This window comes from Acinetobacter sp. YH12211, from assembly GCF_013418015.1.
In the GTDB taxonomy this organism is placed as follows: Bacteria; Pseudomonadota; Gammaproteobacteria; order Pseudomonadales; family Moraxellaceae; genus Acinetobacter; species Acinetobacter towneri.
Map to the genome: position 1 here is coordinate 1 of NZ_VPCW01000047.1, position 9,460 is coordinate 9,460.

Below are 9,460 nucleotides of genomic sequence, written 5' to 3' on the forward strand. Positions count from 1 at the left end.
GGATAATCTTTTTCGGATTCAATCAATAATTGAACCGCTCTATCTCTGATTTCAGGGGTGTATTTTACTTTTTTCATCGGGACATTCTCTCAAGAAAAGTGGTCTCCGACAAACCCGGTACGGTTCAATTAGGTGTATCGGATTTAACATAATATTGATTATGCGCAATTGTATTGTTAGAAACCATTTAAAGTGTCTGTATTCTCACCAATAAAAATGTCTGGTCTATGATGCGCATCAACATCATGGACTGGATATAAACTTGAGATGCTGATCACTATGTCTGACAAGGAAATACAACGTCTTGCAGTCCTGCAAGATGTTCGAGATCAACGTATTACACAAGTCCGTGCTGCAGAAATTCTGAATCTTTCAACACGCCAAATTACTCGATTATTGCACAAGCTCAATCAAGACGGTGTTTCAGGTCTGGCACATGCCAGTCGTGGTCAACCGGGTCATCGTCGTCATGATGACTTGTTAAAATCAAAGTGCCTTTCCATTATTTCTGAACATCTGCTGGGCTTTGGTTCCACCTTGCCGCATGAGAAGCTCAACAGCATATTTGACCTGAATATCCCTGTAGAAACGCTTCGGCGCTGGATGACTGCAAATGGTCTCTGGATTCCGCGATCCAAGCGCCAGAAACGTCCATATCAACCTCGATATAACCGCGATTGCTTTGGTGAGCTAATCCAGATTGATGGCTCATATCACGATTGGTTTGAAGGACGTGACGCTAAATGCTGCTTGTTGGTTTATATTGATGATGCCACTGGAAAGCTGTTGCATCTGCGCTTTTGTGAGGCCGAAACGACCTTTGATTATATGCTTTCAACCCGAGCCTACATTGAGCAATACGGCAAGCCTTTGGCCTTTTATAGCGATAAACACTCAGTATTTCGAGTCAATCAGAAATCCAAGCAAGACAGCCAGATCACGCAATTTGGCAGGATTCTCAACGAATTAAACATCGATATTATCTTTGCCAACTCACCACAGGCCAAAGGACGTGTGGAACGCGCCAACAGAACTCTGTAGGATCGCCTGATCAAGGAAATGCGTTTGGAAGGCATCTGCTCAATTACCGAGGCCAATGCTTGGCTGCCCTGCTTCATTGAGCAGTTCAATCAGAAGTTTGCCAAGTGTGCGAGAAACTCGAAGAACTTGCATCGACCTTTAACGGAATCTGATGCTGAGCTAGAGGATATTTTTACCTGGCAGGAACCGCGTAAGGTCACGAAGAATCTGACTATCACGTATGACAAGTGTATTTATATGCTTGAGCCAACACCACTGAACCACAAACTTGTTGGGCAATACATAACATTTTTAGAGTATCCAGATGGTACTGTGGCCATCATGCACGAAGGACGGAAGATCAACTACAGTATTTTCAATAAACTGGCTAGACTGCAGCAGAATGAAGTAGTTGAGAATAAAAGATTAGGTGCGGTTCTGGCCCATATCCAGCAACAACATGAAGAGTTGGAAAAACAAAATAAAAGTTCCCGTGCCAAGAAAAGTATGCCGAGTCGTAAAGCTCAGAAAGTTGTTATTGAACAAAGAAATTTAAATCCTGTTCTTGACTCTTGCAGTTAAAAACAGGACATTTTAAATGGTTTATCGCATAGACATTTTAATTGGTGAATAACATGAATATATTAAGTAATTGATATATATGGGTTTATTTTGAGTGTTCGGTGTCTCAATTTATCTTATCATTCACAAAAAGATAAAAAGCTACTCAATCTTTCAATCAAGTAGCTTCAAAAATACGCCGTACAATCTGTTAAAGTTTTTTCCAAGTCATCGTGCTAATCGCATTCGCGCTCTTGGCTTTGCCATATACTTTCATTTGATTATTCGCCGCATTTAATTGAGCATCAATTTTATAGACATAACCATCTTTCGGATTAATCCATTGTCCTTGCGAAAATTGTTTCGGATTTGAATTTGCCACTAAGCCTTCTAATGCCTGCATGCCTTTTATGGGCTGATTCTTTAAGTTGCCTTGGCATTTACTGCATACCTCTAATTGAATTGTGCCTACCGATAACAAATTTCGAGTAATTACAGCACTATATTCCGAAGTTTTAGAGTTCTTACGAATCACAATTTCTGCAACATAATGCCCTTTATGATCATCAATGACTTTCCATGTACCAATCAATGGATCAAATGGCATGGCTTGAGCAGGAAAAATAAATCCCAAATATAGTGCAATTGCACCTAAAAAATTACGCATCATAAAAATATCAACTTAAAACCAATTTACAGCACGGTTGTGCTAAAAATGGGCGTGATTATAGCAATCAATGTTGAATTTAAATTAATTTTTTCATTAAAATTAAATGTTTATATGCTATTGGTTCGATGAAATATCATTAAAAATGTGAACCAATACGCGTTTTGTGGATGGATAATTTTTGATGTGTTGCAGCTTTATGTATAAAAGTGAATCTATAACGTGATTTTGTATGCAAATTAATCATCTATATTTCTTCTTTCAACATTTGCTGTGTTATGGCGTAAACTAGACCTACAAGCTGTATCACTATAAGTTAAGAAATATTCACAGGAATGCTCTTAACTTTATCCTAAGTTTTTGTTTTTACTGTCTTAAATTTATCTATCTTTAAATTTAGGTTTAGTCATCAAGGTAACATCGTATGCTCAAGTGGTTCGAGAAACTTATAGATCCTTATCCAAATAAAGGTTTGACCGAACCCTTGCCAACCACGTTTTTTGCCTTTGTTTGGCAAGCAGCTTCAGGTGTACGTCCATATTTATTGTTATTGGTTTTATGTACTGCAGGCGCTGCCAGCTTTGAAGCTTTGCTATATGCAAAAATTGGCGATTTAGTCACATGGCTTAGTCAAAGTCAGCCAGATACTTTCCTTGCGCAACATCAGCAGAACCTTACTTTGCTGTTTTGTATTTTATTGGCCAATATCTTTTTTGCCAGTGCGCAGTCAATTGTGAAGCATCAAATGTTATACAGTGGTTTTCCAATGCGTTTGCGTTGGCGTTTCCACAATTTAATGTTGCAACAAAGTCTGGATTTTTTCCATAATGATTTTGCAGGAAGACTCTCTGCCAAAGTCATGCAAACCGCCTTAGCAGTACGTGAGTTTTGGGTCATTTTGGGCGATATGCTTGCCTATGTATTCATTTACTTTATTACGATTAGTCTGGTATTGGGCGCAATTTCTCCAATGCTCATTTTGCCGTTATTGCTATGGTTGGCTTTATTTATTCTTGCAGCAGCTTATTTTATTCCGCGTTTGAGCAAAGTATCTAATGAACAAGCCGATGCACGTGCAGTGATGACAGGACGTGTGACCGATGCTTATACCAATATCCAAACCGTAAAATTGTTTGCGCATGCAGGCCGTGAAAGCCAATACGCCAAAGCATCTATGCAAGAATTTATGGTGACGGTTTATAAACAAATGCGTTTGGGCGCTCAATATGAAATCAGCATCAATTTACTGAGCGTGGTGTTGTATGTAGGCGTTTTAGGTACTGCAATTTGGCTGTGGTTAAATGGTCGTGCAGAATTGGGGATTATTGCAGCCACCACAGCCATGATTCTTAAACTCAACAGTATTGCCGAGTTTATGATGTGGCAGACCTCTGCCCTGTTTGAAAATGTCGGCACCATTCAAGATGGTATGAAAACTCTTGGACGTCCAATTGCGATTCAAGACAAAGTCAATGCGAAGCCATTACAAGTTGCTCAAGGCGAAATTCAGTTTAAAGATGTCAGTTTTGCCTATAATAGTAAAAACGTGATTGACCAGTTTAATCTGCATATTCGTGCAGGCGAAAAAATTGGTATTGTGGGACGTTCGGGTGCAGGTAAATCGACCCTCATTCAATTGCTTTTACATTTTTATCAGCTCAAACACGGCTCAATTATGATTGATGGGCAAAATATTGAAGATGTAACCCAAGACAGTTTGCGTAAAAATATTGCACTTGTCACTCAAGATACTTCGCTATTACACCGTACTGTGGCTGAAAATATTAAATATGGTCGTCCTGACGCGACTGATGCAGAAATGTTTGAAGCTGTACGCAAAGCCAAAGCCGAAGAATTTATTCCACAATTGACCGATTTACGTGGCAAAAAAGGCTATGAAGCCTACGTGGGCGAACGGGGTGTTAAACTTTCAGGTGGACAACGTCAACGTATTGCCATTGCCCGTGTTTTCTTAAAAGATGCACCTATTTTAATTTTAGATGAAGCCACCAGTGCGCTCGACTCTGAGGTTGAAGCGGCAATTCAATCGAGCCTCGATGAACTCATGCAAGGTAAAACTGTAATCGCGATTGCACACAGACTATCTACCATTGCACAAATGGATCGTTTAATTGTGCTCGATCAAGGACGTATTGCAGAACAAGGTACGCATGATGAACTGGTGGCTATGAACGGAATTTATGCACAACTTTGGCAGCGTCAAACAGGTGGTTTTTTAATTGAACAAGATAAAATCGTAAAACCATCGACTGATAAAAATTAGCATCTCCAGCAACTTTGCTGTAACTCAGGCTTTGATGAAATGCAGATTTATCGCATATAGTCAAAGCCTGTTTTGTCTAACAATTTCCATAGAATTTCTTTAATTTTCATGCCAAGATGCAATATGTCATCTACGTTCTTATGTCGCCGTTTGGCAAACTAAGATATGCATAGATGACAGTCGCTAAGGCAAATTAAAATAAAATTAGCAAATGCAATGGAACATGCATGAAAACAATATCAGCACGTCAGGAACAAGGTGTTCCAGGGGTTTATGGCTTATTGGTTTTGGATGTTGTATCCCGTTGGGGTTATAACGCAGATACCTTATTTGCACCATTTCAACTCAATAGCGAAATGTTGGCAGACCCAGAATGTCGTATTCCTACACCTATTGCCAATGAGTTGGTTAAACATGCTTTAAAACTTACAGGCGAATCGACGCTCGGTTATCATCTTGGTACGCAAATGCGCATTTCCATTCATGGCTTTATTGGCTATGCGATTATGACTGCGCATGAAATTAGTGATGCGTTGATTTTAGCCAATCGTTTTATTCAACTGCGTATGCCCTTTTTACAATTGTTTTTCTCAACTTTTGGTGAAAAAGCCAGTCTGCAATTGCAGTGTGATATTCACATGGAACCTTTACGCACAGAAATTGCCATCGCTTTAATTATTGGCATGATTACCATGAGTAAAGCCATGACAGGTACCGAACACTTTACAGGTGAAGTCGATTTTGACTTTCCTAAACCTGCAGGTTTTGATCAGTATTTTTCGAAATTTCCTTATCATCAATTCCGTTTTGATCAGCCGTATTTAGGTTTAAGTTTTGACAAGCAATATCTAGGCTTAAAAATGATTAATGCCGATCCTATTGCCAGTCAAATTGCGATTAATCAATGTGAAGCCGAACTTTCTGCTTTAGGTGAACGTCGCCGCATTTCTATGCGAGTACGTGATATTTTAACCCACGCAGAACAGCATTATTTAAGCATTGAAAATGTTGCCGACTATCTACACATGTCAGACCGCACACTCAAACGTCAACTGGCTGCAGAAGGTACTTCATTTTCAAACTTGGTCGATGAAGTACGTTATCGGCATGCAACTTCCCTGCTTTCCCGTACAGACTACACGCTAGAACAAATTGCCGATGAATTGGGTTATAGCGATGTGGCAAATTTTAGTCGTGCTTTTAAACGCTGGAGTGGACGCAGTCCGAGCAATTGGCGTAAAGATCCGTATTTATAAACTTTTGTTTTTAGCAAAAAGCATGTATAAAACATGGCAAAAAGATTCGATACAATTTAAGGAGTTATCAAATGAATCACCCTGCTGAATTAAAATATGCAAGAACACATGAATGGGTGCGTATTGAAGGTGATTTGATCGTCACAGGTATTTCAGACCATGCACAAGATGCTTTAGGCGATTTGGTCTATGTAGAAGCACCTGAAGTTGGTCAAAAAGTAATTGCGGGTGAACAAGCAGGTGTGGTTGAGTCTGTTAAAACAGCTTCAGATATTCACGCCCCTGTTTCAGGCGAAGTAGTTGAAGTGAATAGCAATTTAGAAGATGACCCTGATTTTGTGAATGATGAACCGTATGGCAAAGGCTGGATTTATAAAATCAAACCAGACAATATGGCAGATGTAGAACAGCTTTTATCAAGTGCAGACTATGAATCTGGCTTATAAGCCTTAAATTTGCAGCGTTTAATCGCTCAAATTCAAAGAAATCAGCTTCGGCTGATTTTTTTTGTATTGCAACTTTAGAAAATAAACCTAATTATCTTTATTTGATAAAATAATTAAAATAATTGCATTAAAATCTAATTTTAAGTTTAATTTTATTGAATAGCTGTACTTTTCACATAAATGGGTTTATTATTTTTTGCATGATCTCGCGGTGTGATGATTTCCAATAACAAAGCATCTGTATAACAAAGTACACATTACACGCTGCTCCACTCACCATATAGGTTTAAATTATGTCTGCTATAAATGCTGAACATTTATGGAATAAGTCGTTTATTCTCTGCTTATTCAATAACTTGTTCTTATTCATATTTTATTTTGCGCAAACGACAGTTTTGCCTATTTATATTGTGAATGAGTTGGGTGGTAGCTTGTCACAGGCAGGTTTAGCCATGACTTTGTTTATGTTATCTGCAATCGCGATTCGCCCATTTAGCGGTTTGATTATTGAAAAATTTGGTGTAAAGAAAACCTTATATGTTTCTGAAATCATGTTTTGTCTGTGTAGCGTGGCATACATTTTTGTAGATAGTTTACTGTTTCTACTCGTACTGCGTTTTTTACATGGGATTTGGTTCAGCATTGTCACCACAGTTACCGTCCCTATTGCCAATAACTTTATTCCAGACAGTCGCAAAGGTGAAGGTATGGGCTATTTTTTGGTGTCAGTAAATTTAGGGATTGTATTGGGACCTTTAATTGGTTTAAGTCTGATTCAAAGTGTTTCTTATGCCAGTATTTCTACCTTACTATCCGTCAGTGTTTGGGTAGGTTTCGCCTTCTGTTTAATGATTCCAATTGCGACCCAAAAAGTAAAAACTGAAACAACACCTAAACGTAAATTAGGGCTTCAAGATTTTGTAGAGAAAAAAGCAATTCCTGTATCACTCATGGTGATGATGGTTTCTTTCGCGTATGCCAGTATTATGTCATTTATTTCCACCTTTGCAGAATCACGCAATATGCTGTCTTATGCGAGTTTATTCTTCGTGATATTTGCAGTTTCGATGATGATTTTGCGCCCAATTACAGGCAAAATTTATGATCGTAAAGGGGCGAGTTATGTGATTTATCCTGCAATTATATTATTTGCTTTAGGATTAATTGTCTTGAGTCAGGTACACAGTGTATTCGGTTTTATGTTGGCTGCTGCATTAATTGGTGTAGGGTTCGGGTCTGCCCAACCTTGCCTGCAAACCATTTCAATTCAACGCTCCCCTAAAGATCGTATTGGTCATGCCACATCTACGTATTTTTGTTGTTACGATATTGGTATCGCCTTAGGCGCGTTAATTCTAGGTTGGATTATTGCGGGTTATGACTATACCGCAGCGTATTTGCTCTGTGCTGTTGTGACCTTAATCAGTTTAATTTTCTATAAATTTGTTGTGGCTAAACAACCTAATGCAGATATTCAGGCTTAGTTTTTAATAGCAGCAAAAGAATTGTTATTTTAAAAACTAATCTAAGAAGAGTTGATTTTTAAATACTCTCCCACCCAAAAAACCTGAAATTTCAGGTTTTTTGGGTTTCTGGAGTTTTATTTTTTATGCAGTTTTAGCCAAAACCTGACGATTTAAGCTTTCAGCGACCTCAATAAGCAGTTGTTCAGTCTTATCCCAACCCAAGCAGCCATCGGTAACAGATTGACCATAAGTCATCTCGCAAGAAATCTTTTGATTTCCATCCACCAAATGACTTTCTAACATGATGCCACGGACTTGCGTCTGTTCACGTTCTGCCACAATGGTACGCAAGACTTGCGGTTGTTGTTGTGGGTCTTTATGGCTGTTACCGTGACTACAGTCAATAATCAATGCAGGCAACTGCCCTTTGGCTTTGTGCTGAATTTTCTCAATTTCTGCCAATTGATAATTTGGCCCTGAATTTGCGCCACGTAAAATTAAATGCGCGTGTGGATTACCTTGTGATGACAAAATAGCAGGTAAACCCGACTGGCTCATTCCCATGAATTGATGTGGATGACTTGCCGATTGAATTGCATCTAATGCAATTTGAATTGAGCCATCAGTTCCGTTTTTGAAACCAATGCTATACGGCATGGCGCTAGAAATTTCACGGTGAATTTGTGATTCACTGGTACGTGCGCCAATTGCACCCCAAGCCAGTACATCATCAAAATATCCCGTTGCCATTGGGCTTAAAATTTCAGAAGCAATTGGTAAACCCATTTCTATAATTTGTAGATACAGTTCACGTGATTTTTCTAAGCCTAATTGCATGTTTGCAGAGCCATCTAAGTCTGGGTCATACAAAAAGCCTTTCCAGCCTACCGTAGTACGTGGCTTTTCGATATAGGCGCGCATCACCAAGAAAATTTGATCTGAAACTTGGCTTTGTAATTGTTTTAATTTTTCTGCGTATTCGAGTGCTGCTTGCGGATCATGAATTGAACAAGGTCCTGTAATGACCAATAAGCGAGGGTCTGTGCCCGCTAAAATGTTCTGAATAATCTGTCGATGTTGTGCGATTTGTTGTTTTAGCGCAGATGAAAGTGGGAGTTGTGCTTTGAGTTGATGCGGTAAACTTAAACTAATTTCAGTATTGTTGGTCTGTTGTTGTAAAGCAGTATTTAAAGCATTCATTGGTCTGTTCCTTTGGACTGTTTCTCTTTTTTACAGTCCGATCATTTATTTCAGCGTTATGGGTCTAATGGATTGCAAGGTTTGAGTCATAGATTGACTAAAGTAAAACCAATAAAAGTTGCTAAAGTATGAATAATTAACGTTGTACATGATTAAATCTCCGAAAAACCTATAAAATTCAAAACACCAGACATAAAAAAACCTGATCAGGGTTGCCGATCAGGTATCAACTGGTGGGCAACCTTTTGCCCGAACGCGACTCAGGCAATCATTGAAACTGCCAAAAGTAATAGTAAGCGTTTGCGATTAAAGGTTGCTTTAACATCTTGTTTTCATCAAAAAATGAGCTGTTAAAATTAAAATACGCTGTATTGTTCCGTTTGGCAATCCTTTTTGTAAAATAATTTTTATTGGATGTATTTATTAAAATTAAGCTCTGTACACGACAAATTTCACAGAACCCTTATCCTATCAGGATTCTGCTTTCTTAAAATTGCCAAAATTTCCTTAAACTCTTCTTTTTTCCCAAAACCAATTAAACGCTGAATCGCCATTTGAAC

At 38.6% G+C, this 9,460-nt stretch carries 6 protein-coding genes and 1 pseudogene; 5 read left to right on the forward strand and 2 right to left on the reverse strand.

What is annotated here, in order from left to right; all coding sequences use genetic code 11:
• Positions 1-267: 267 nt before the first annotated feature.
• A pseudogene (locus FTU98_RS13290) lies at positions 268-1,602 on the forward strand (ISNCY family transposase).
• Positions 1,603-1,792: 190 nt separating this feature from the next.
• On the opposite strand, the gene FTU98_RS13295 reads toward FTU98_RS13290, so the two are convergent.
• Positions 1,793-2,251, reverse strand: coding sequence for a DUF2147 domain-containing protein (locus tag FTU98_RS13295; protein WP_136143933.1), 459 nt, complete (start codon positions 2,249-2,251; stop codon positions 1,793-1,795).
• A 421-nt stretch (positions 2,252-2,672) separates the two neighbouring features.
• Here FTU98_RS13295 and FTU98_RS13300 point away from each other — a divergent pair, with 421 nt between their 5' ends.
• The 4 genes from FTU98_RS13300 (at position 2,673) to FTU98_RS13315 (ending at position 7,718) form a co-directional block, all read left to right on the forward strand.
• Positions 2,673-4,532, forward strand: a complete 1,860-nt coding sequence (locus tag FTU98_RS13300) for an ABC transporter ATP-binding protein (RefSeq protein WP_179988970.1) — start codon at positions 2,673-2,675, stop codon at positions 4,530-4,532.
• A gap of 227 nt (positions 4,533-4,759) precedes the next feature.
• Complete coding sequence (locus tag FTU98_RS13305) at positions 4,760-5,788, forward strand: AraC family transcriptional regulator (RefSeq protein ID WP_004973729.1); 1,029 nt, start codon at positions 4,760-4,762, stop codon at positions 5,786-5,788.
• A 71-nt stretch (positions 5,789-5,859) separates the two neighbouring features.
• On the forward strand, positions 5,860-6,234 hold the full coding sequence (gene gcvH, locus FTU98_RS13310; RefSeq protein ID WP_104851960.1) for a glycine cleavage system protein GcvH: 375 nt from the start codon (positions 5,860-5,862) through the stop codon (positions 6,232-6,234).
• A 293-nt stretch (positions 6,235-6,527) separates the two neighbouring features.
• Complete coding sequence (locus tag FTU98_RS13315; RefSeq protein WP_179988971.1) at positions 6,528-7,718, forward strand: MFS transporter; 1,191 nt, start codon at positions 6,528-6,530, stop codon at positions 7,716-7,718.
• 123 nt (positions 7,719-7,841) lie between these two features.
• On the opposite strand, the gene FTU98_RS13320 is transcribed toward FTU98_RS13315, so the two are convergent.
• Positions 7,842-8,900, reverse strand: coding sequence for a 3-deoxy-7-phosphoheptulonate synthase (locus FTU98_RS13320; RefSeq protein ID WP_104851962.1), 1,059 nt, complete (start codon positions 8,898-8,900; stop codon positions 7,842-7,844).
• Positions 8,901-9,460 lie beyond the last annotated feature (560 nt).